Source organism: Marmoricola sp. URHB0036 (assembly GCF_000426045.1).
In the GTDB taxonomy this organism is placed as follows: domain Bacteria; phylum Actinomycetota; class Actinomycetes; order Propionibacteriales; family Nocardioidaceae; genus Marmoricola.
In genome coordinates this window covers 220,440-238,980 of record NZ_AUEP01000006.1, presented here as the reverse complement: position 1 = coordinate 238,980, position 18,541 = coordinate 220,440, and the positions used below count along the sequence as shown (strand labels likewise).

The following is an 18,541-nucleotide window of genomic DNA, read 5'->3' as shown; positions in this document are numbered from 1 at the left end:
CCGCAAGGGCTCTTCGAGGACTGTCCAGACCACGACTCGTCCGCCCGTTGACCAGTCTGCGGACGCGGTGGCAGGTTCGAAGGCGAAGAGGGGATCTCGCCATGCGCAGTGCCACCACCGCTGTCCTTGCCTCACTCGTCCTCCTGGCCGTGCCGGCCACCGGAGCCGTTGCCGCGCCCGGGGCTCCACCGAGTCCGGGGTCGCCGGGCGTCGGTGACCCGTACTTCCCGCTGGACGGCAACGGTGGCTACGACGTCGCGCACTACGCCCTGCACATCAGCTACCGGCCAGGTCCCCACACGTTGACGGGGCTGGCCGTCATCACGGCGCGGGCCACCAAGGCGCTCTCGCGCTTCGACCTCGACCTCGTCGGGCTGCACGTCGACGCGGTGCGGGTCAACGGCAAGGCCGCGACGTGGAGCCGGAGCAACCACGAGCTCAGGATCACGCCCAGGAAAGCCATCAAGAAGCGTCACCGCTTCATCGTCAGGGTGCGCTACCACGGCACCCCCGAGGTCATCGAGGAGGAAGGGCAGGTCCCGGGCGGTGTCTTCCCGACCTCCGACGGAGCAGTGGTGATCGGCGAGCCCCACGTCGCCGCATCCTGGTTCCCGGTCAAAGACCACCCGCGCGACAAGGCGAGGTACGCCGTCTCCATCACGGTTCCACGCGGACTGCAGGCGGTCTCGAACGGCGCCCTGGTGAGGAGGCGCACCCACGGTGGCCGCACGACGTTCCAGTGGCGCGAGACCGAGCCGATGGCCTCCTACCTCGCCACGGCCACGACCGGTCACTTCGCGATCACGTCGTACCGACGCAACGGCATCTCGTTCTACGACGCCATCGACTCCTCGCTCCTGCACAAGCCGACTCCCCGCACCGGTTCGAGGTTCGCCGTCTCCGGTGGCGACGACTCGAGCTACAAGCGGTTGACGCGCCGATTCAACGTGCCCGCGTCCGGTGGCAAGCTGACCTTCCACGTCGTACGCAACAACGAGCCCGACTGGGACTTCTTCACGGTGGAAGCGCACCGGGTCGGCACGTCCAGCTGGACGACGCTGCCCGACCTCAACGGACACACGACCACCAGCACCGGCAACAGCTGCCCCTACTGGATGACCATCCACCCCTTCCTGTCCCACTACCAGAGCGATGACGGCAACGGCGGTTGCACGCCGACCGGCAGCACCGGTGCCTGGAACGCGGCGACCGGCAAGAGCGACGGCTACGAGACGTGGACCGTGGACCTCGCGCCGTACGCCGGGCAGCAGGTGGACCTGTCACTGAGCAACATCACCGACGACGTCTACTCGTTCCCGGGTGCGTACGTCGACGACGTCGCCGGGCCGGGCGGTCAGGGGACGACCTCCTTCGAGAACGACGGCAACACCCTCGACGGCTGGACCGTGCCCGGTGCACCGGCGGGCAGCCCCGGCAACCCGGCCGACTGGCGTCTGGTGAGCGCGGACCCGACTCCGAGCCTCGGCGAGAGGGCGCGAGCCGCGTTCGCGCACGAGCCGGAGATGCTGCGGTTCCTCTCGAGAGTGCTCGGGCCCTACCCGTTCAAGCAGGCCGGCGGCATCGTCGACGACGACCCCGACCTCGGCTACGCCCTCGAGAACCAGACCCGGCCGATCTACAGCCAGGTCATCTTCCTCGGGGAACCGGCCGGCTACCTCGGCGTGGTGGCGCACGAGCTCGCCCACCAGTGGACGGGAGACAGCCTGTCGGTGGCGAAGTGGCGCGAGACGTGGCTCAACGAGGGGTTCGCGACCTACCTGCAGTGGCTCTGGTCGGCGCACCACGGGGACGGCACGGTGCAGGAGTTCTTCGATGCCGACGCGTCCATTCCGGCCAACGACCCGTTCTGGCAGCTCGTCATCGGTGACCCCGGGCCGGACCACTTCTTCGACGGACCGGTCTACGAGCGGGGCGCGATGACCCTGCACGCCCTACGTCACCGGATCGGTGACCGGGACTTCTTCCACCTGCTCAGGCGCTGGACCGCACGGCACGCGGGCGGGAACGTCAGCACCGCACAGTTCATCGCCCTGGCACAGCACGTGTCGGGCCAGAACCTCCGTGGGTTCTTCAAGACCTGGCTGTTCACGCCGTCCAAGCCTGCTGGTCTGGCCGGAGACGGCAGCCAGGCGCAGCGCCAGTCACGTCCCCACGCCGGGGGCGCGCATCAGGGCGCACCGCGGCTACTGACGGATCAGGCGGCCCGCAGCGTGATGCCGCAGCGGGGGCAGTGCGTGGTGTGGCAGCAGTCGAGCGCCTGACCGCACGCGCAGTCCTGCGCAGGCGACAGTGCCGTCGTACGTCGCAGCACGGTGACGTCGGTGACCGGACCGGTCATCTCACACCTCCTCGGGTCGAGCGGATGGTCAACAGGGATTCGTAGCCGGTGCCCCGGGCGGATCGGCGACGACCGGGTGGGACCGGACCGTGCCGGTCCCACGCCAGGTCGTTCAGCCGGTGACGAGCTCGCGGGGTGTGGCGGGCTCGTCGGCGACCTTGGTCAGCGTGTTGATGCTGACGTGCGGCCAGCTGATCCGGCCGGGAAGGCCGTCGCGGCGGGGGAAGAAGTCGAGCATCACGATCTGCAGGTACTGCAGCTGGAGCTCGACGTTGCCGTCGCCGTCCGGAGCCAGCTCGTTGATCCAGAAGGTCGACTTCATCGACGCGGCGTCGGCCTGCTTGACCACGAACGGGATGTTCTTGATCCCGCCGGTGGGGTTGGAGGTGTCCAGGTCGAGCACCGTCGTCCTGGTGATGGTGAGCCCGTTGTTGGCGAGCTGCAGCAACAGGTGCGGGGCCGTCGGGTCGAAGCCGGGGAAGCCCGGGAAGCCGACGTTGCCCTTGAACGGGTTGTCGTGGAAGTGCTTGTACGGCGCCAGGTAGGGGTTGTTGACCAGGTCCTGGTTCACCCCGACCGGGAGCCCGTCGACGGCCCTGATCTGCGGAGGACCGGTGACGTGCGCGCTGTTCCCGAGGGCCAGCACCGCATCGCCGTGGGGGATGGTCGCCAGCCGGGCGATGTCGAAGCCGTCGGGGATCCGGTTGAGCATGTTCAGGAACAGCCCCGGCTCGTGGTGGATCGCGGCACCGGGAGCGCCGGTCACCGTGCTGGCCGGCTCGTCGACGACGGCCACCTGGTGGATCACCTGCTCGTAGTCGAGGGTCACCACGAACTGGTCGTGCTGCTGGGCGTGGTTCGCGGAGACTCCACGGTTGGGCACGCCCTTGTCGACGAGCGTGAAGCTCAGCTCCTCGTCGTACTGGTTCAGCAGCAGCCGGTAGTCCAGCGGGCCGGCCGCGAACGGCAGCGCGATCATGTTCCAGCCGCGGCCCTGGCCGACCCACCTCCCCGGCAGCTTGGCGAGCGGTCCCAGGTCCGGATCGAGCGGTCGCGCGACTTCGATGCGTCGCTGCTGGCCTTCCATCGTTTCCAAACGTCTGTCGGTCATGAGCACTCCTCGTGAGGTGTCTGACGCGCCCGGACGGACGTGCCCCTGGTCCATGCGAGGAGGAGGGGCCATGGCGTTGCACAGATACCGCTGGGTAGGGATGCCTAGGTTGGGCGCATGCCTCGGCCCTTCCCCTCCGTCGCCCTGGCCGTGACCGCGGGGCTGGTGGCACTGGCCGGCTGTGGTTCCGGGACCGCGGCCAGGGACGACGGCAGGCACGCCGCGGAGCCGGCGACCTCACCGGCCCTGACGACCACCCCGGCTGGTACGACGCGAAAGGTGGCGCCGCTGCCGCAGGGGATCGCGTACGACGCGAGGACCGACTCGCTCGCCGTGGCGGTGCGCGATCCCTACCGGCTGCTCGTGCTCGACCCCGACACGCTGCGGGTACGCCGCTCGCTCGGCCTTCCCGGCAAGGTCCGCCACCTCCAGGTCACGCCGCAGGGCGGCACGATGCTGGTGCCGAGCGAGACGGCCGACAAGGTCTTCGAGGTCGACCTGGCCACCGGACGGACGCGGGCCACCGACGTACAACGCCATCCGCACGACGCGACGGGCACCGACGACGGGGACGTGCTGGTCGGCAACGAGTTCAGCGGCTCGCTGTCCGTCGTACGACGGGGGCGGGTGGTGCACACCTTCACCGACCTGCGACAGCCCGGCGGTGTGCTCGCCTCGGGCCGTCTCGCGGTGGCGGTCGACGTCGGCGACTACACGGTCACGACGTACGACCTCGACACCGACAAGCGGGTCGCGCGCGTGGCTGCCGGCAAGGGCCCGACCTACGGGGTGCTGGTCGGCGCCGGCCGGGTCGCGGTGACCGACACCCGCGGCGACCGGGTGCTGCTCTTCACCCTCGACCCGCTGAAGCAGGTCGGGTCCATCGCCCTGAGCGGCAGCCCGTACGACGTGGCCGGTGACCCCACCACCGGGACCGCCTGGGTGACCCTCACCGGCGGCAACCGGCTCGTCGGACTGGACGTCAGCGGGGACCAGCCGAAGGTGATCGCCAGCTACCCGACCGTGCGACAACCCGACACCGTCGCAGTGGCGCCCGGAGCGCGGACCCTCTGGGTGACCGGCACCGAGGACGGCGTGGTGGAGCGCATCACCCGGTGACCTGACCGTACGTATCTGGGTCGGCCACTGCGCCTCCTGTTCCTCGGAGCCGGCGAAGGGACCGAGGATGCGATACACCGAGGAGCACCATGTGGCAGGCAGGCCGGACGACGTCTGGCAGGCGTTGCACGATCCCGAGGTGCTCAGCGCGTCGATCCCGGGGTGCGAGCGCCTGATCCCGCTCGGTGACCAGGAGTACGTCGCGATCCTCACCGCCGGCTCCGACACCTACCGCGGCCTGCTCACGGTCACGGACACCGCTCCCGGCTCGCGGCTGACGGTGTCGCTCGACGGACGCGGGCGCCAGCACACGCTCGAGGTCGGGCTCGAGATGCGGATCGGGCACGGGCCGGCTTCGGGCACGACGTCGCTCGCCTACGACGCGCGCGTCCACGTCGGCGGCCCGGCCGGCGCCACCGATCACCTGATGCGCAGCTGCTCCCGGGCGGTCCTGATGACGGCGGAGAGCGTGTCGAGGTCGAAGGCGCCGTAGTGGCGCTGACCGTTGACGAAGAACGTGGGTGTCCCGGAGACACCGCTGAGGTCGGCGGACTCGACGTCCTGCGCCACCCGGTTCTGGTGGGCACTGGCCTTGAGCTCGTCGTGGAAGCGCTCGGTGTCCAGGCCCAGCTGCTCGGCGTACCGCATCAGGTGCTTGCCCTCCAGCTCGTCCTGGTGGGCGAGCAGCACGTCGTGCATCTCCCAGAAGGCGCCCTGGGCTGCCGCGGCCTCGGCTGCTTCGGCGGCCAGCTGCGCCTGAGGGTGTACGTCGGTCAGCGGCAGGTGTCGCCACACGTAGCGGACGTCGGTGTCCACGAGCAGGTCGCGTACGACGGGCTCGGCCCGGCCGCAGTGAGGGCACTCGAAGTCGCCGAACTCGATGACCGTGATCGGCGCCTCGACGGGTCCGCGGACGTGGTCGCACTTGGGGTCGATCTCGGGGATGAGGTCCTGGATCAGGGTGGTGTCGCCGAGCAGGGCCCTGGCCTTGCGGTCGGGGGAGAGCAACGCGGCGAGGCGGTAGACGATCCCGGTCAGCAGCGCCGAGACGACTACGGCCGTCAGCGCGCCGAGCTTGGCCTGGTCGAGCTCGACGCCGCGCAGCGCCCGACTGGCGATCAGCAGGGCCACGGTGAAGCCGATCCCGGAGATGGTGCCGCTGCCGATGACGGCTGCCCAGCCGACCGGCGGACGGACCCGGCCGCCGCTGAGCCGCGTGACGGCCCACGACGTCGTCACGACGGCGATCGGCTTGCCGACGACGTAGCCGACGAGGACCCCGAGGGTGACCGGGGCGGCGTAGGCATCCCGCAGGAAGTCCAGGTCGAGCCCGATCCCGGCGTTCGACAGCGCGAACAGCGGGACGATCACATAGCTGGTCCACGGGTGGTAGAAGGCCTGCAGCCGTGCGTTCGGCGAGATCGTCGAGGTGAGCCCGACGGTGGCGGTGCGCGCGAGCTCGGGCGTCGGCTCCTCGCGGAACTGCCGCACGCGTCCGGTCGCCTCCTCGAGCTCACCACGGCTCGGGGTGTACGCCGGCGCGGCCAGCCCGATCGCCAGCCCGGCCACCAGCGGGTCGACCCCGCTGGTCATCAGGGCCGACCAGATCAGGATGCCGAGGAGGAGGAACAGCCAGCGTTGCTGCATCCGCAGCCGCACGGCGACCAGCAGGGCGGCGTACAGCAGGACCGCGAGCGCGATCGGCCAGACCGTGATGTCGTCGCTGTACACGAACGCGATCACCGCCAGCGCCGCCAGGTCGTCGACCACGAAGACCGTCACCAGGAAGACCCGTGCCCGGTCAGGGACCTCGCGGCCGATCAGGGCGAGCAGCCCGAGGGCCAGGGCGGTGTCGGTCGACATCGCGATGCCCCACGCCTGCTCATTTCCGTGGCCGGCGTTGAAGGCCAGGAAGACAGCGGCCGGCACCGCCATGCCCACCAGTCCGACCGCGAACGGCAGCAGGAAGCGTCGTCGCTCGCGGAGGTCGCCGAGGTCGAACTCACGCCGGGTCTCCAGCCCGACGACGAGGAAGAAGAACGTCATCAGGCCGCTGTTGACCCACTCCCTCAGGTCGTACGACGGACCATGGGAGCCGAGCTTGATGGACAGCTCGGTGTCCCAGAAGGAGTGGTAGGACGAGGAGTCGACATTGGCCCAGACGAGGGCGACCAGCACCGCCGCCACGAGCACGCCGGCGCTCCCGGACTCGGTCTGCAGGAACGAGCGCAGCGGCGCCGAGCGTCCTCGTTGCCACAAGGTGATGTCCCGCCAGGACGCGGAGTAGGACGCGTCAGCCATTGCGGACCACGGACAGAGGCTACCCAGCCGGCCCGCACCGTGGTGGATCAGTGCACGTAGGCGTCGATGTCGATGCGCGGACGACCCGCGGTCGCGAGGTTGACCACCTTGATGGTGTGGTTCGCACTACCGGTCAGGCCCCTGTCCCACATGATCACCCGGTTGGTGTTGACCGAGGCGTAGGTGTCGATCGTCGTGACCTTGACGTTGTCGACGTAGATGGCGGCCTTGCCGCGACCAGGTCCCTTGGCCATCACGAGGGCCACGTGCTTGTTGGTGCCCTGTCCGTTGACCACCGTGCTCAACGACGCGTTGGCGGTCGACGTACGCAGCATGCTGTCGCCGATGGCACAGGTGCACGAGGTCCGCGCCCAGCCACTGGGAATCGTCGGACCGTAGTCCTTCTCGACGTCGATGTGGCTGGTCGGGCGCACGACCGAGGTCTTGTTGCCGGCGCAGTCGAAGACGTTGATGCGCACCTGGTCGAGGTCGTCGGAGTTCTCGTAGGAGTCGGCGAAGTAGGTGAACTGCGCCGACGTCACATGGGTCTGGTGGTTCTCGGCGGTGAGGGTCCAGCCTTCGGCGCTGAAGTGCTCGTCGAGCGTGTACCGACAGATGCCGGACGCGTCCGTCATGGTCCACGTGAACCGCCGGTTGGCGCCGCCGTCCGCGAACCACGGCTGTCCCCCGTCGTCGATGATCGTGTCGTCGGTCTGTTCGCCGACGATGAAGGAGGAGATGGCCGGGACCGTGACGGTCGGCCTGGTGGTGTCGGTGGCGGCCCCGGCTCTGCCCGTCGCGGTGAGCGCGAGCAGCGAGAGCAGGACGGCGCCCAGGATCGCGAGGATCCGGCGCGGAAGCGTGGTCGTCATGTCGGCAGTCTGCGGGCGAACCGCGGGTCCGACGACCCGTGCTCCCGATACGTTGGCCTTTGTCCGGGCTCGGGGTCTAGACCCTCGACTGCCTTCCTCGCCACCAGCCGAGATTCGCTGGTCGGGATGCACGATCCGTGTCACCCAGCGATACACCGCCCGGACCGGCGCCGCCACATGGAGGAGCAATCAGTAGGTTGCAGCCATGACGCAGCGCAACGCGAACGGCCGGGCACTCGTCCTCGGTGGCGGCGGAGTGACCGGCATCGCCTGGGAGCTCGGGATCCTCAAGGGACTGGCGGACGCCGGCGTCGACCTCACCACGGCCGACCTCGTCGTCGGTACGTCGGCCGGGTCGGTGGTCGGTGCGCAGATCACCACCGGGCGCACGATCGACGACCTCTACAAGACCCAGCTCGAGCCGGCGGACCAGGAGATCGGGGCCAAGCTGTCCCGGTTGACGATGCTGCGGATGGTGCCGCCCCTGCTGATCCCGGGCAGCGGCAACGCCAAGCGCGCCCGTATCGGCGCGATGTCGATGAAGGCCCATGCACCCGGTGGGGAGAGGCGGGTCGAGGTGATCCGGTCGCGCATCGGGGTGGAGCAGTGGGGCGACCGCGACTTCAAGGTGACGGCCGTCGAGGCCGAGACCGGGAAGTTCGTGGTCTTCGACAAGGACAGCGGGGTGGACATCGTGCACGCGGTGGCCGCCAGCTGCGCCGTACCTCTCGTGTGGCCGGCGGTGACCATCGACGGCAAGCACTACGTCGACGGCGGCATGCGCTCGACCGCCAACGTCGACCTCGCCGAGGGTGCCGACACGGTGATCGTGATCGCGCCGCTCCCGCAGGCGTTCAGCAAGGCAACCTCGATCCGGGCCCAGCTCGAGCGAACTGGCGCCACCCACACCGCGGTGGTGACGCCGGACAAGGAGGCGCTCGTCGACATCGGCAAGAACGTGCTCGACCCCGCCAAGCGGGCCGACGCGGCGCGAGCGGGCCTGCGACAGGCGGCGTCCGTCCTCGACCAGGTCCGCGCTGCCTGGAACGGCTGACCGTCGAGCAGTCACATCCGTGGGGCGTCGTACGTCATAGGTTCGAGGACACCCTGACGAGAGGAGCCGGCGATGCTCGGCCGCAACAGCTATGAACCCGAGGAGCTCGAGAACGCCCGGGCCACCGTGAAGAAGCAGCTCGCCGACTGGCGCTCGTCAGGCGCCGGCGGCGACCTGGAGACGTCGTACTTCAACGGACTGGTGCTCGCGCTCGACCGACCGTTCGTGCACCGCATCCGCAAGATGACCGGCAAGGACACCAACCCGCTCAGCGAGGTGGAGCTGGTCGTCGACTCGCTGATCGGCAACGGCGGCCGGTTCGACGCGGGCACGGTGGTGAAGTACCAGCCCGAGAAGTCCGTGCTCGGCCTCGCGCCCGGCGACCAGATCCGGCTGACGGCCGACGACTACGAGCGGCTGGCGGCGGCGTTCATCGACGAGCTCGAGAAGCGCAGCGCCGGCTAACTGGGTGTTGTGCCTGGCGAGCGCAGGACGTCATACGGACAGAGCGCTCGAGGCCACGATTCGTATGACGTCCCGCGGCTGCGCTCGGACGGTTCAGCTCCGGGCCTGGTAGACCAGCAGGGCGATCTGCACGCGGTTCGACGACCCCGTCTTGGTGAGGACGCGAGAGACGTGGGTCTTCACCGTCGCCTCGCCGAGGAACAGGGAGGCGGCGATGGCCGCGTTGGACAGGCCGTCGGCGACCGCCTCGGCGACGGCTCGCTCGCGATCGGTGAGAGCCGCCAGCCGCTCACGAGCGGTCAGCGCCACCGGGTCGTCGGCTCCACGACCCAGCTGCTGGACGAGCCGCTCGGTCACCGGTGCCGAGAACACCGACTCGCCGCCGGCGAGGACGTGGATCGCGCGGGTCAGCTCGCGGGGTGCGGTCTCCTTGAGCAGGTAGCCACGCGCCCCCGCCTCCAGCGCGTCGAGGACGTAGGAGTCGAGATGGAAGGTGGTCAGGATCAGCACCGCCGGCGCGTCGTCGAGCGCGGCGATCTGCCGGGTCGCAGCGACGCCGTCGAGGACGGGCATCTGCAGGTCCATCAGTACGACGTCGGGACGCAGGTCTCGGCAGCGGGCCACCGCCTCGGCACCGTCACCGGCCTCGGCGACGAGATCCAGCTCCTGGTCGCTGGCCAGCACCATCCGCAGACCGGCCCGGACGAACACGTCGTCGTCGACCACCAGCACCTTCACGGCCACGGCAACCACGCCCTCAGCACGAACTCGCCGTCCGCGGTGGTGCCGTGGGTGAGGCGCCCACCGGCCAGGGTGGCTCGCTCCACCAGGCCGATCAGGCCGCTGCTCGAGCCGGGTACGCCGAGTGAGACGGTGGCGCAGCGGTTGACCACGTCGACCTCGATGTCCTCGCCCGTGCGAGCAACGCTGACCCGCACAGACTCCCCTGGGGCGTGCTTGCGGGCATTGGTCAGACCCTCCTGCACGATGCGGTAGACATCGCGACCGAGCGTGCCGGACGCGGCCGGACCCGAGGAGTCCAGCGCCGGGTCGAGGTCGAGCACGACCTGTTGACCGGCGCTTCGGGCCTGTTCGACCAGGTCGTCGAGACGATCGAGCCCTGGCTGCTCCAGAGTTCGCGGCTCGCCCTCACGCAGCACGCCGATCGCCGCGCGCAGCTCGTCGAGGGCCTGCACCGCCGAGCTGCGGATGAGAGCGGCTGCCTCACCGATGCCGTCCTGGTCGTGCCCCGGCGAGACCTCGAGCCCGCCCGCGTGCAGCGCGACGAGCGAGATCCGGTGCGCCACCACGTCGTGCATCTCCCTGGCGATGCGGGTGCGCTCGGTGGCTCGGATGTGCTCCTCGCGGAGGTTCCGTTCCGCCTCGGCCTGCTCGGCGCGTTCCCGGTAGGCAGCCACCAGGGCGTCCCGTGACTGGAGCAGGGCTCCCCAGGCGGTGACCGCTGCGGCGATCGCCACGTTCACGGTCAGGGTGACCGAGAGCCCCATGTTGTCGGGATACACCAGCCAGAACACGCAGCCGGCCAGCACGTTCGCCACGGCCAGGCTCACCGCGATCGGCAGGGAGCGGTACCTCGCGACGAAGTACAGCGCCACCATGTTCGCCACGCCTGCCGTCGCGACGAACGCAGCGGCGACGGCGAGCGTCACTCCTACGGCAAGGGGTGCGCGATGTCGCGCCACGAGGAGCAGGCAGGCGGCTGCACCGACGAGCACGTCGACGGTGCGCCAGATCCCGGTTGGCCCCTGCTCGAGCACGGTGTAGAGCAGCAGCAGCCCGCCCGCATAGGCGGCCAGGACGACGACCGCCGAACGAGCCGCGCGTCGCCAGTCCGCACCGCTCGCAGCACTCACCCGGGCGACTCTACGTGCGTGGGACGGTTCGCGAGTCCCCCGAATGGTTGACCTCCGTCCGACGAAGGTCGCGGGAAAATGGCAGGTCGGGCGACGCGGACGGGGTGCTCGCGGCAGTTGTCTTGGAGCCATGAATCCCACCACACAACCCGTCAACAGCTACGGCGTACGAGGCAGCACGCCTCGGCCGTCCGCTGTCCGTTCCCGTCCACTGCTCGAGGAGATCTTCGGTCCGGTCGACCCGGCGGCCGACGTGCTCGAGCGCCGGCTCCTGGTCGCCCGCTCGGTCGTCGCGTACCTCGGGCTCGTCCTCACCCTCGTGCAGGTCGTCGTCTGGCTGATGATCGGCCTGGTCACGACTCATCTCGACTCGCCGTGGTGGCTCTGGACCACGGCGCCGGCCGCCGCCGCAGTCGCGGGGCTGACCGCTGTGCAGCACTGGCACCGCTGGTGGACCCGAGCCCACGCGGAGCCGGAGGCCGGCCGATGAGCGCCGAGCGTCGCGTCACCGGATGGGCTGCCCTCGGCGGCGGCCTGCTCTCGGTGGTCATGGTCGGGCTCTACTTCGTCTACTCCGGCCCACCACCCTCGTCGAACGTCCTGCTGCGCAACCTGCTCCTGCTCGCGACCTTCACCGCGCTGCTGGCCTTCTCGGTCGGCCTCGGGCGGCTCCTGCGCGGCCCGAACGGCGATGCCGGGCTGGCCGGCGAGCTGGCGGTCACCGCTCTGAACATCTACGTCACCGTCACGCTGGTGGCCGCGTCCCTGGAGGTCGGCACGATCCTGCAGCACCCCGACGCCGGGCTCGACCCGACTCTCGACGGCCCGCTGGCCGCCGGCATGGTCATGCTGCACGGCCCGATCGCCCGGGTCCTGGTCGCGGTGTTCCTGCTCGGACTGGCGGCGGCCCCGAATGCCCGGCAGCTCTTCTCGAGCCGGGTGCTCACCGGGAGCATGGTGCTCGCCCTGCTCAACCTGGCGCTGGTGCCGTCGCTCTTCTTCGGCATGGATGCCGCACGGTTCTATGCCGCCAACGGTTGGGGCGCCGTCGCCTCCATCGGTGCCGTCAACGTGATCTGGTTCGCCGTGCTCGGCCGGTCGATCCTGCGCGCGACGCAGCAGCACCACTCCGAGATGGCCCCGACACCGACCTGGAGGAACTCATGAGCGACGCGACCGCGTGGACCGCGGTGGTGGTGAAGAAGTCCCGCGCCCTGCTGGACGGGTCGAACCTCTACCGGCGCGTGACGATCCGGCACGATGACGGCCACGAGGACAAGATCCGCGTGAGCCGTGATCTCTTCAAGCAGCTCGAGCCCGGCGACCGGCTCGTCAAGGAAGCAGGACAGGACCCGCGACGTGTCTGAGAGACACGCACCTGGTCCGAACGACCCTTCACCGAGGAGAACACCATGACCGCCACCTACACCGCCGACCTCTTCTCCACCGTCGACGGCTTCGGCGCCCCGCGACCCGGCACCTGGGGCGGGTACTGGGACAAGCAGAGCGCCGAGCTGCTCGACCACCGCCTCGCGTTGTACGACGAGGAGCAGCGGATGGTCTTCGGCGCCAACACCTACCGACTGTTCCTCCAGCTCGAACGCATGCTGGGGTCGAGTGCCGAGGCCGACAAGGCGGGGGACCCCTGGCTGGCCCAGATGCGTCGGCTGCCGGCAACCGTGGTGTCGGCCAGCCTGGAGGCGCCTCTCGACTGGTCCCACGCGACCTTGGCGGCGGGTGACGCCGTCGACGTCGTCGCCCGGCTCAAGGAGGAGTCCGACGTACCGTTGCGGTCGCACGGCAGCGTGTCGATGAACCGGTCACTGCTGGACGCCGGCCTGGTCGACCGCCTCCAGCTCACCGTCTTCCCGGTGATCACCGGCCAGACCGGAGCCCACCCGCTCTTCCGGGACGCCGCCGACTTCGACCTGGAGCTCATCGAGACCCACACGTTCGACGGCGGGATCCAGGAGCTCGTCTACCGGCCCTGGTTGCACCCCTGAGCTGCGCGGTCACATCGGGCGGCACGCTGCCGCCGGGATGTGGCAGCGTGCGCTCATGGGAATCCGGCTGGGGAGCACCGTGGTCAACTGCGCCGACATCGAGGTGATGACGGACTTCTGGAGCGCTGCGTTGGGGTTGGTGCCCAGCCGCCGCGAGCCGGGCGACGACTTCCGGGTCCTGCGCGGCGAGCGGGTCAACCTCTCGCTCCAGGTTGCGTCGTCCCCGGTGTCGGCGCGTGACCAGATGCACCTCGACCTCTACAGCGACGACGTGGACGCGCAGGTCGAACGGCTGCGCGCCCTCGGCGCCGAGTGGGTACGCCGCGACGACGACCCCGAGGACACCTACGTCGTGCTGCGCGACCCCGAGGGCAACGAGTTCTGCGTCTGCCTCGTCGACCTCGTCGACGGGGGTTGAGGTCAGCCTGAGGTCAGCCTGAGGTCAGCCGCTTGTGCCGGTCCCCACCGGTGACGGCCTCAGCGGTGCCGACGAGCAGCACGGAGGCGACCACGGCGAGCACGAAGCCGAGCACGTTGAGCTCCCAGATGCTGCCGGTGCCGATCAGCCAGGCGATGGTGCCGCCGATGAGGGAGCCGACGAGTCCGAGACCGAGCGTGGCCAGCAGGCCGAGGTTCTGCCGACCCGGCTTGAAGAGACGTGCGAGCGCTCCGATGATGAGTCCCGCGACAAGGAAACCGATCATGACCGCTGACCTCCTGTGAGTGGTGTGCCTCAACGGTAACGGTGGGGTGGTTGGGGCGAGCCTTGGTCGCGGTCCGGAGACTGATCCGATGGACCTGCGGCACGACCCACGACGGCGCCCGGCACTCGTCGCGGCAGCCCTGGCGCTGGTGGCGGTCGCCCTGCTCGTGGTCGTGGCTGTCCGCGGCCTCACCGGTGCGCCGGAGTGTGAGGTGACCGTGGGTGACCGGACGGTCGACCTCACGACCGCGCAGGCCGAGTCGGCGGCCGGCGTCTCGGCCCGCTCCGTGCGGTCGGGGCTGTCGTTGCCGGCGACCTCGACGGCCGTGGCCCGTGGGGCAGGGCTCTCCGCCGCCGACGCCGGGGCGGTCGCCTCGGCCCTCACCGGCCGGGCGAGGCACGCCTTGACCTGCACCCACGGTGGCGCCGACGAGACCGAGTCGGATCGTCTGGATCGCCACGGCCTGACCCACCGGGCGGAGCGCGTGCGGCTGGACCTCGACCAGGCCTTCGGTCACCTGCCGGACGGAGGCTTCGCGCCGGGTGGCGTCCGATCGGGGCACATGCCGGGATCGGCGCACTACGAGGGCCGCGCCGTCGACGTGTTCGTGCGCCCGATCTCGCCGCGCAACAAGGCCAGGGGCTGGGCGATCGCGCAGTACCTCGTCGCCAACGCCGAACGGCTCGAGATCAACACCGTCATCTTCGACGCGCGCATCTGGACGGCACGACGGGCCGGGGAGGGGTGGCGTGACTACCGGGTGAGCACGTCGGGGCGGTCCAGGGCCACCGTGCGCATCCTCGAGCACCGCGACCACGTCCACGTCGACGTGGCCGACTGAGAGTCACCCGCCGTTCAGCTTCTCCAGCCGAGCCTCGAGCGCACCGCGGCGGTGGGCGTTCCCACTCAGTCCGACGTACGACGATCCGTACGCCGCGAGCAGGGCGTCGTCGAGCCGGCGTACCGCCCCTGGCGGGTAGTGGTAGCCCATCCGGTCGCGGATCCGCTCCTCGTCGCCGCTGCGCAGCACCTCGCCGAGCTCGTCCAGCCCGGTGATCCCGAGCTCGAGCAGGAGACCGGAGATCCAGGCGTAGTGGTCGGTGCGCGACCAGCCGGCCTCGGCGTACTGCCCGGCCAGGAAGGCCGCCAGCTCGCGCGGGTCGATGCGCGGGTCCTCGTCGGCGAGGTCCGGCTCGGCCGGGCTGGCCGAGGCGCGCAGGGTGTCCCGGATGGTGGAGAACTCCTGGTCGGCGAGCTCGAGCAGCCCGGCCGCCAGGGTGAACCGCCGGTCGAAGTCGCGAGCGTGCTCGTCGGGCATGGTGCCCTTGTAGCGGATGTCGTGCTCGAACTCCGCCCACGCGTGCTGGAGCACGGTGCGCACCTGCACCTGCGCGCTCCGGCCCCGCAGCAGCTCGTACGACGCGTGCCCCTCGCGGGCGGCGTCGAGGCCGATCAGCAGGTGCCGGCTGGCGTAGCCGAAGCGTCCTTCCTGCGCCGTCTCGCGGCCCATGTCGCGGTCGTCGTGCACGACGACCTGGTCGTGCAGCAGGTCGGCCACCGCCGAGACATCGCTGTGCACGTAGGTGATCACGCGGATCCCGATGGTGTCGGTGATCTCCTTGCGAGGATCGGAGTAGAGCGGCACACCGTCCTTGGTACGGCGCACCTTCTCGGCGTACGACGCCACCGTCTTGGTGCGACCCGTGACCGAGAGGTAGTTGATGCCGGCGTCGTCGAGGATGCCCGTCACCAGCGCGAGGAACTGCTCGCCGGCGGCGACGCGTGCCGGGTGGTCGAGGGCGTACTCACGCACCGGGTCGACCGGCTCGACCGGCTCGACCGGCACCACCGCAGGCCTCGGCGCCCGAGGGCTGGGTGTCAGCCCTGGCGGCAGCGTGGGCGTGACGATGTAGCCGGTCTCGAGGTCGCCGTAGGTCGTGGTCGCCTCCGGGCGCCTGGCAGCGAACATCGCGACGTACGCGCAGATGACGGCATCGACCTGGTCCTCCGCGACCCGCAGCTCGCTCTTGCGGGTCGCGGTCTCGACCTGGCGGCGCAGCTCGAGCCAGCTCTCACCGTCGAGCACCATGGCGGGGTCGGCGTTCCCCAGTCCCTCGAGGAACCCCATCAGCGCGAGCAGCTCGGTGCGCAGCAGGTCGAGGTCGCGACCGGTCTTGTGCTTGTACTTCAGCGTCCGGCCGAGGCCGAACAGCGCCACCGTCGCCGGGTGCGGGTAGACCTCGATCGCGCGCCGGGCGCGACCCGAACGAGGGTTCATGTCGAGCCCGAGGGCCTGGCACAGCGCAGCGCCTCGCGGGGTGCCGCTGAACTCCGGCTTGCCGGTGTTGGACGGGTGGGCGCCGGCGTCGAACTTCGCGAAGTCCTTGTTCAGGGCGGCCTCGGCTGGCCGGTTGCCGGTCTCGTTGCGCACGATCAGCGGGGCGTCGATGGCGACGAGGCAGTCGCCCTCGACGTACGGCGACAGGGCGGTCTCGATCTCCTCGTCGGTGTGCACGGTCGAGACGTGCACCAGCCGACCGGACTCGTCGAGCACGGCCAGCCCGGTGGGTCGCTTGGTCCCCCAGGCGAGGTCGACTCCGATGTGGAACACCCGCCCAGCCTGCCGTATCCCGCTGCTGCGCGTTGCCACTGCGCGGTCTACTGGCCGATCCGGCCGTCGATCCGCTCGCGGAGGAGGTCGGCGTGGCCGCAGTGCCGGGCGTACTCCTCGATCATGTGCAGCAGCACCTCGCGCAGCGTGTCGCCCTCGGGCCCGGTGGTGTCGAGGTCGTGGCTGTCGACGTAGTCGTCGGCGTTCGCGATCTCGGCTCGCCAGTGCGTCCAGGCGGCGTCGACGCAGGCCGGGTCGCCGACCGCGTCGTCGAACTCGTCGTTCCCCTCGCCGCGGTAGAGGCGCTCGACCTCCTCGCCGGCCAGGGCGACGCGGAACCAGTACTGCTCGACGGTCGCCAGGTGTCGCACCAGTCCGAGGAGCGACATGCTCGACGGCGGCACCGAGCGTCGGGCGAGCTGGTCGGCGTCGAGCCCGGAGCACTTCAGCTCCAGGGTGAGCCGGTAGTTGGCCAGGTAGCGCAGGAGCAGCGAACGTTCGTCCGTGGGCCCGCCCTCGCTGCGGGGGTCCTCCTCCGGCGAGGCCCACATGTCCGACCAGCCGAACGTGGGAGTGGGCAGGTCGGCCTCGGGGTCAGCGCTCATGGGACGTCATGCTCCGAGGAATAGCCGCGCGGGGCAACCGAGTTGTCGGTTGAGGAAGGCAACGATCCCGCACCGACCCAGGAGCACCATGGAAACCCTGTACACCGCCGAGGCCCTGTCCACCGGAGCGGGCCGCAACGGCCACGTGCGTACGTCGGACGGCCGGGTCGACCTCGACCTCGCCGCCCCGAAGGACATGGGTGGCAGCGGCGAAGGCTCGAACCCGGAGCAGCTGTTCGCCGCCGGGTACGCCGCGTGCTTCCACTCCGCGCTGCAGACGATTGCCCGCAAGGACAAGGTCGAGCTCGGTGACTCCTCGGTCGGTGCCCTGGTCGGCATCGGCCCCAACGGCGAGGGCGGCTACCAGCTCGAGGTCACCCTGGAGGTCGTCGTACCGAACCTCCCGCACGACCAGGCACTCGCGCTGGCCGAGCAGGCCCACCAGGTGTGCCCCTACTCCAACGCGACGCGGGGAAACATCGAGGTCACGGTCACGGTCACCGACGACTGAGCCGGACGACTGAGCCAGACGACTGAGCCGGCCAGGCTCACACGGCGCTGAGGTCGAGCTCACCGGCCGCCTCGACGATCTCGTTGAGCACGGTGAGGACCTCGCGCCTCGGCTCGGCTCGAGAACGACGGTGTCGCGCGATCACCGACCGCGTGCCCAGCCCGGGCATCGAGACCGCCTGGATGCCCTCACGTCGCAGCGCACCGAGCAGGGCGAGCGAGGGGAGCAGGGCGACGCCCATGCCGCCGGAGACCATCGAGATAGCGACGTCGCTGTCGCTGTAGACGTGGGCGACCGGTGGCGCCTTCGCGAAGGTGGCGTGCAGGCGGGCGGTGGCGCTGTGTGCGGCGGCCGCGGGATCGACGCCCAGCCAGGTGACCTGGGCCAGCTCGTCGAGGTTGGCCGGAGCGGGTGCGTTCGCGGGCACCGCGACCACCCACGGCTCGTCCAGCACGGCCACGTCGTGGGTGCCGCGCGGCGAGGTACGTCCGATGGGGCTGTCGGCCTCGAGCATGAGCACGTCGATGGCACCCTCGCGCAGCCCCCGAGCCCCCTCCTCGGCGCCGATCTCGTGCACCAGCAGGTCGAGCCCGGGCAGCCGCTCCTTGAGGTCCTCCACCAGCGGGACGAGCAGGGCCTGGATGACGCTCTGGAAGGCGGCGATCACCACTGTTCCGGTGACGTCCTCCTGGAGCGCGGCCAGGGCACGACGGGCGTCGGTCAGCTCGGACTCGATGCGCTCCGCGGCCTCGACGAGGATGCGGCCGGCCGTGGTGAGCACGGCACCCGCCGGCTGCCGGTCGAGGACTGTGATCCCGGTCTCGTCCTCGAGCCTCGCGACCTGTTGGGAGATCGCCGATGGAGTCACCCCCGCGACGTCCGCGGCAGCGAGAACCCCGCCTGCACGGTGGATGTTGAGCAGCACAGCCAGTCGTCGCGGGTCGAGATACAT

Annotated in this window: 21 protein-coding genes; 12 read left to right on the top strand and 9 right to left on the bottom strand. The window is 70.3% G+C overall.

Features of this window, described 5'->3' with window-relative positions; translation table 11 throughout:
• Positions 1-101 precede the first annotated feature (101 nt).
• Complete coding sequence (locus tag H976_RS28625; protein WP_051276448.1) at positions 102-2,282, top strand: M1 family metallopeptidase; 2,181 nt, start codon at positions 102-104, stop codon at positions 2,280-2,282.
• Positions 2,283-2,471: 189 nt separating this feature from the next.
• Here H976_RS28625 and H976_RS0108050 read toward each other — a convergent pair whose 3' ends face one another.
• Positions 2,472-3,470 carry a heme-binding protein gene (locus H976_RS0108050; protein ID WP_027861128.1) on the bottom strand — a complete coding sequence of 333 codons (999 nt, stop codon included), beginning with the start codon at positions 3,468-3,470 and terminating at the stop codon, positions 2,472-2,474.
• Positions 3,471-3,587: 117 nt separating this feature from the next.
• On the opposite strand from H976_RS0108050, the gene H976_RS0108045 reads away from it, so the two are divergent.
• Together H976_RS0108045 and H976_RS0108040 are read left to right on the top strand one after the other, a co-directional pair.
• Positions 3,588-4,589: a YncE family protein gene (locus H976_RS0108045; RefSeq protein ID WP_051276446.1), complete on the top strand. Its 1,002-nt coding sequence runs from the start codon at positions 3,588-3,590 to the stop codon at positions 4,587-4,589.
• 91 nt (positions 4,590-4,680) lie between these two features.
• Positions 4,681-5,082 carry a CoxG family protein gene (locus H976_RS0108040; protein ID WP_196804002.1) on the top strand — a complete coding sequence of 134 codons (402 nt, stop codon included), beginning with the start codon at positions 4,681-4,683 and terminating at the stop codon, positions 5,080-5,082.
• Here H976_RS0108040 and H976_RS0108035 read toward each other — a convergent pair.
• Both H976_RS0108035 and H976_RS0108030 read right to left on the bottom strand, forming a co-directional pair.
• Positions 5,010-6,890, bottom strand: coding sequence for a Na+/H+ antiporter NhaA (locus H976_RS0108035; protein WP_081682747.1), 1,881 nt, complete (start codon positions 6,888-6,890; stop codon positions 5,010-5,012). The two genes, H976_RS0108040 and H976_RS0108035, sit on opposite strands and share 73 nt — an antisense overlap.
• 47 nt (positions 6,891-6,937) lie before the next feature.
• On the bottom strand, positions 6,938-7,762 hold the full coding sequence (locus H976_RS0108030; RefSeq protein ID WP_027861124.1) for a hypothetical protein: 825 nt from the start codon (positions 7,760-7,762) through the stop codon (positions 6,938-6,940).
• Between the two features lie 205 nt (positions 7,763-7,967).
• Here H976_RS0108030 and H976_RS0108025 point away from each other — a divergent pair, with 205 nt between their 5' ends.
• Both H976_RS0108025 and H976_RS0108020 read left to right on the top strand, forming a co-directional pair.
• The gene (locus tag H976_RS0108025) at positions 7,968-8,816 is read left to right on the top strand and encodes a patatin-like phospholipase family protein (RefSeq protein WP_027861123.1); all 849 of its coding nucleotides are present in this window, start codon (positions 7,968-7,970) and stop codon (positions 8,814-8,816) included.
• A 72-nt stretch (positions 8,817-8,888) separates the two neighbouring features.
• The gene (locus H976_RS0108020; protein WP_027861122.1) at positions 8,889-9,281 is read left to right on the top strand and encodes a hypothetical protein; all 393 of its coding nucleotides are present in this window, start codon (positions 8,889-8,891) and stop codon (positions 9,279-9,281) included.
• Between the two features lie 93 nt (positions 9,282-9,374).
• On the opposite strand, the gene H976_RS0108015 is transcribed toward H976_RS0108020, so the two are convergent.
• Both H976_RS0108015 and H976_RS25195 read right to left on the bottom strand, forming a co-directional pair.
• Positions 9,375-10,025 carry a response regulator transcription factor gene (locus H976_RS0108015; RefSeq protein WP_196804001.1) on the bottom strand — a complete coding sequence of 217 codons (651 nt, stop codon included), beginning with the start codon at positions 10,023-10,025 and terminating at the stop codon, positions 9,375-9,377.
• Positions 10,016-11,155 (bottom strand): sensor histidine kinase, encoded by a 1,140-nt coding sequence (locus H976_RS25195; protein ID WP_051276444.1) that lies wholly within the window; start codon positions 11,153-11,155, stop codon positions 10,016-10,018. Before H976_RS25195 ends, H976_RS0108015 begins: the two co-directional genes overlap by 10 nt.
• 130 nt (positions 11,156-11,285) lie before the next feature.
• Between H976_RS25195 and H976_RS0108005 the strand changes: the two genes are divergently transcribed.
• Genes H976_RS0108005 through H976_RS0107985 form a run of 5 tightly spaced genes read left to right on the top strand, consistent with a single transcriptional unit; the run spans position 11,286 to position 13,576 of the window.
• On the top strand, positions 11,286-11,645 hold the full coding sequence (locus H976_RS0108005) for a hypothetical protein (protein WP_027861120.1): 360 nt from the start codon (positions 11,286-11,288) through the stop codon (positions 11,643-11,645).
• Complete coding sequence (locus H976_RS0108000) at positions 11,642-12,322, top strand: hypothetical protein (RefSeq protein ID WP_027861119.1); 681 nt, start codon at positions 11,642-11,644, stop codon at positions 12,320-12,322. Before H976_RS0108005 ends, H976_RS0108000 begins: the two co-directional genes overlap by 4 nt.
• On the top strand, positions 12,319-12,522 hold the full coding sequence (locus H976_RS0107995) for a hypothetical protein (protein WP_027861118.1): 204 nt from the start codon (positions 12,319-12,321) through the stop codon (positions 12,520-12,522). Before H976_RS0108000 ends, H976_RS0107995 begins: the two co-directional genes overlap by 4 nt.
• A gap of 45 nt (positions 12,523-12,567) precedes the next feature.
• The gene (locus H976_RS0107990) at positions 12,568-13,158 is read left to right on the top strand and encodes a dihydrofolate reductase family protein (protein WP_027861117.1); all 591 of its coding nucleotides are present in this window, start codon (positions 12,568-12,570) and stop codon (positions 13,156-13,158) included.
• Between the two features lie 55 nt (positions 13,159-13,213).
• A complete protein-coding gene (locus H976_RS0107985) occupies positions 13,214-13,576 on the top strand; it encodes a VOC family protein (RefSeq protein ID WP_027861116.1) in 363 nt (120 codons plus the stop codon).
• Positions 13,577-13,589: 13 nt separating this feature from the next.
• Here the strand turns inward: H976_RS0107985 and H976_RS0107980 are convergent, their stop codons facing one another.
• Complete coding sequence (locus tag H976_RS0107980) at positions 13,590-13,862, bottom strand: GlsB/YeaQ/YmgE family stress response membrane protein (protein WP_027861115.1); 273 nt, start codon at positions 13,860-13,862, stop codon at positions 13,590-13,592.
• A gap of 88 nt (positions 13,863-13,950) precedes the next feature.
• Between H976_RS0107980 and H976_RS25190 the strand changes: the two genes are divergently transcribed.
• A complete protein-coding gene (locus tag H976_RS25190) occupies positions 13,951-14,703 on the top strand; it encodes a hypothetical protein (protein ID WP_051276442.1) in 753 nt (250 codons plus the stop codon).
• Between the two features lie 3 nt (positions 14,704-14,706).
• Here H976_RS25190 and H976_RS0107970 read toward each other — a convergent pair whose 3' ends face one another.
• Positions 14,707-16,473 carry a DUF429 domain-containing protein gene (locus tag H976_RS0107970; RefSeq protein ID WP_027861114.1) on the bottom strand — a complete coding sequence of 589 codons (1,767 nt, stop codon included), beginning with the start codon at positions 16,471-16,473 and terminating at the stop codon, positions 14,707-14,709.
• Positions 16,474-16,520: 47 nt separating this feature from the next.
• Positions 16,521-17,078: a DinB family protein gene (locus tag H976_RS0107965; RefSeq protein WP_027861113.1), complete on the bottom strand. Its 558-nt coding sequence runs from the start codon at positions 17,076-17,078 to the stop codon at positions 16,521-16,523.
• 88 nt (positions 17,079-17,166) lie between these two features.
• On the opposite strand from H976_RS0107965, the gene H976_RS0107960 reads away from it, so the two are divergent.
• The gene (locus H976_RS0107960) at positions 17,167-17,589 is read left to right on the top strand and encodes an organic hydroperoxide resistance protein (protein WP_027861112.1); all 423 of its coding nucleotides are present in this window, start codon (positions 17,167-17,169) and stop codon (positions 17,587-17,589) included.
• Positions 17,590-17,626: 37 nt separating this feature from the next.
• Here the strand turns inward: H976_RS0107960 and H976_RS0107955 are convergent, their stop codons facing one another.
• The gene (locus H976_RS0107955; protein WP_027861111.1) at positions 17,627-18,541 is read right to left on the bottom strand and encodes a LysR family transcriptional regulator; all 915 of its coding nucleotides are present in this window, start codon (positions 18,539-18,541) and stop codon (positions 17,627-17,629) included.

Bases quoted from the DNA above. Each gene is read 5' to 3' on its own strand.
- H976_RS28625 (WP_051276448.1), top strand. From the start codon at position 102: ATGCGCAGTGCCACCACCGCTGTCCTTGCCTCACTCGTCCTCCTGGCC.
- H976_RS0108050 (WP_027861128.1), bottom strand. From the start codon at position 3,470: ATGACCGACAGACGTTTGGAAACGATGGAAGGCCAGCAGCGACGCATC.
- H976_RS0108045 (WP_051276446.1), top strand. From the start codon at position 3,588: ATGCCTCGGCCCTTCCCCTCCGTCGCCCTGGCCGTGACCGCGGGGCTG.
- H976_RS0108035 (WP_081682747.1), bottom strand. From the start codon at position 6,890: ATGGCTGACGCGTCCTACTCCGCGTCCTGGCGGGACATCACCTTGTGG.
- H976_RS0108030 (WP_027861124.1), bottom strand. From the start codon at position 7,762: ATGACGACCACGCTTCCGCGCCGGATCCTCGCGATCCTGGGCGCCGTC.
- H976_RS0108025 (WP_027861123.1), top strand. From the start codon at position 7,968: ATGACGCAGCGCAACGCGAACGGCCGGGCACTCGTCCTCGGTGGCGGC.
- H976_RS0108020 (WP_027861122.1), top strand. From the start codon at position 8,889: ATGCTCGGCCGCAACAGCTATGAACCCGAGGAGCTCGAGAACGCCCGG.
- H976_RS0108005 (WP_027861120.1), top strand. From the start codon at position 11,286: ATGAATCCCACCACACAACCCGTCAACAGCTACGGCGTACGAGGCAGC.
- H976_RS0108000 (WP_027861119.1), top strand. From the start codon at position 11,642: ATGAGCGCCGAGCGTCGCGTCACCGGATGGGCTGCCCTCGGCGGCGGC.
- H976_RS0107995 (WP_027861118.1), top strand. From the start codon at position 12,319: ATGAGCGACGCGACCGCGTGGACCGCGGTGGTGGTGAAGAAGTCCCGC.
- H976_RS0107990 (WP_027861117.1), top strand. From the start codon at position 12,568: ATGACCGCCACCTACACCGCCGACCTCTTCTCCACCGTCGACGGCTTC.
- H976_RS0107985 (WP_027861116.1), top strand. From the start codon at position 13,214: ATGGGAATCCGGCTGGGGAGCACCGTGGTCAACTGCGCCGACATCGAG.
- H976_RS0107980 (WP_027861115.1), bottom strand. From the start codon at position 13,862: ATGATCGGTTTCCTTGTCGCGGGACTCATCATCGGAGCGCTCGCACGT.
- H976_RS25190 (WP_051276442.1), top strand. From the start codon at position 13,951: ATGGACCTGCGGCACGACCCACGACGGCGCCCGGCACTCGTCGCGGCA.
- H976_RS0107965 (WP_027861113.1), bottom strand. From the start codon at position 17,078: ATGAGCGCTGACCCCGAGGCCGACCTGCCCACTCCCACGTTCGGCTGG.
- H976_RS0107960 (WP_027861112.1), top strand. From the start codon at position 17,167: ATGGAAACCCTGTACACCGCCGAGGCCCTGTCCACCGGAGCGGGCCGC.
- H976_RS0107955 (WP_027861111.1), bottom strand. From the start codon at position 18,541: ATGTATCTCGACCCGCGACGACTGGCTGTGCTGCTCAACATCCACCGT.